Source organism: Microseira sp. BLCC-F43, from assembly GCF_041929235.1.
GTDB lineage: Bacteria > Cyanobacteriota > Cyanobacteriia > Cyanobacteriales > Aerosakkonemataceae > Microseira.
The window spans coordinates 1-1,764 of record NZ_JBHFNP010000174.1 but is presented as its reverse complement, the minus strand read 5'-3'; the positions used below and the strand labels follow the sequence as shown (position 1 = coordinate 1,764).

Genomic DNA, 1,764 nt, shown 5'->3' with positions numbered 1-1,764 from the left:
TTCTCTCATTCTCAATCTTTCGGAACGTGCGAGCAGTTTTAACTCATCTTGAACGCAATTTTCCTCAATCGTTTTGAGGGTTTGTTGTCGGTCAAAGTCATCGGTGAAGGAACCTATGTGCAAGGTTAACAGTTCACCTTTGGGCAGTTCTTTAAGTTTGGCTTCAATTCCGGCAAACATGGGGTAAACTTGTGCGTCTGGTAACGAGGGGTGGATGCCTTTACAGTCAAAGCAAAATTTAATCTGGAAGCTATCTTTTTTTTTGAGAATGATGGCACCAATATCTTGGCGACCAGCGAGGGAAAGGCGACCGATGGCAGCCAGATGAACGAGGTCTTCAAAGGGAGTAATTCCCTTGGCAATGGCCTTGGTTTCAATCGTTTTAGTGCCGAGTTTGTCTGCGGTATTTTTCTTGTTCATTTCCGGTTTTTAACGAGGGATTGAAAATGCCGCTCGCCTGCGAGTGGGTGATGAGCAATTTTAAGGTTCGTGTAATTTAGATTCATTCCGGGTTAAATGAATGGTTAATCAGATATTTATTCGCTATATAATTTTGTTTAATTGAAAAAAATAGAGGAAAAAAATGTTATCTATATTCTCCAATTTTGCTCGCTAAAAATATCAGCGCATCATTCCTCAGTAGATTGACGAATGCGAATTTCTGCCTCTTCAACAGGGATAACTGCCTGACAAAGAGTGAGAAAGTCCATCCCCAACAAACCGTCTACAAAAGTGGTTGCAGGCAAGGTGTAGGCAACTATGGGAAAATTTTCCACACGCTGACCCAGGCAGCTAAACCAAGGTACAGTTACCATAGGTGCTTCAACGATACCGCCGCCTGTTGATGTCCTAATTCTGCGATTAGGATTTTGGAGATCGCAACCTAGATTCTCTAATACATTGGCCCGTAAGACGGTATAACTGGAGCGTGTATCAACTAATAGTGTGAATTGCCTAACAGTACCATCTCTTCCTCCAGCAGCAGCTTTTAAGACGAGTAAATTTCCATAGCGTGTTAGCCGATAAATTCTTTGTGAAGTCACGAGATTACCACGTAGTCAGAAGGGATGGGGCCAGTGTATTCTATCGAAATTGACTCGATGTGTTTAAATGCGATCAGAGCCTTATCTATTTCCTCTCGCTCCGGTGAGTGAGCTAATATTTTACCTCGGAGCGTGTTCGATTCATCATCTGATTCTGGATCGGCAATTAGCACCCACTCGCAAGGGTAGCGATCGCGGATTTCTGCAATCGTCAAAATTTCCCCGGTGGGTTTGTCAAAAGAGCCATTGTTCTTTTGAATGGGATGTTGTGAAGACTGGTTTGCTTCTACTTCGGTAATCTCTTCATTTAACAGTTGCCAAAGCCTGCGTTTTTCTTCCAGTTATAAGGAAGCGATCGCTTCTAAGAACGCTGCAAATGTAATTTGTAATTTTATAGTTTTTGGGGTCATAGTAGTTTTCATTTTTCTGGTGTTAAATTATCACTATTATGTTAGCGCGAAGCCCGCCCTAGCGGGCGGCTAAGCCACCCTTGCACCCAGACAGAGAGGAGATTGCTATATGGAGAGACTAAATTACCCAGAAGTGGTACAAACAATTCTGAAAAATCATGTAAAAAATCGCCCCAATAGTCAGACAGAAGTGCAACTGATATTTGATACGGAACGCGATCGCTATCAAGTTCTTAATATTGGTTGGCCAGACCTAACAAGAGTATTTGGTTGTATTATTGTGGAAATTAAAGATGGTAAAATTTGGAGCG

The 1,764-nt window shown here is 42.2% G+C and carries 3 protein-coding genes and 1 pseudogene; 1 reads left to right on the top strand and 3 read right to left on the bottom strand.

Translation table 11 applies throughout. The features are described from left to right. The 3 genes and pseudogenes from ACE1CM_RS24955 to ACE1CM_RS24945 all read right to left on the bottom strand — a co-directional run. Positions 1-420, bottom strand: a pseudogene (locus ACE1CM_RS24955) (hypothetical protein); the annotation flags it as partial. Between the two features lie 209 nt (positions 421-629). Then, positions 630-1,043: an aspartyl protease family protein gene (locus tag ACE1CM_RS24950; protein ID WP_374881397.1), complete on the bottom strand. Its 414-nt coding sequence runs from the start codon at positions 1,041-1,043 to the stop codon at positions 630-632. Next, positions 1,040-1,258, bottom strand: coding sequence for a hypothetical protein (locus tag ACE1CM_RS24945; RefSeq protein ID WP_374881396.1), 219 nt, complete (start codon positions 1,256-1,258; stop codon positions 1,040-1,042). The genes ACE1CM_RS24950 and ACE1CM_RS24945 overlap by 4 nt, the downstream gene beginning before the upstream one ends. Positions 1,259-1,562: 304 nt before the next feature. Between ACE1CM_RS24945 and ACE1CM_RS24940 the strand changes: the two genes are divergently transcribed. After that, positions 1,563-1,764 (top strand): element excision factor XisI family protein (locus tag ACE1CM_RS24940; protein ID WP_374881395.1); only part of this gene is annotated, 202 nt, incomplete at its 3' end.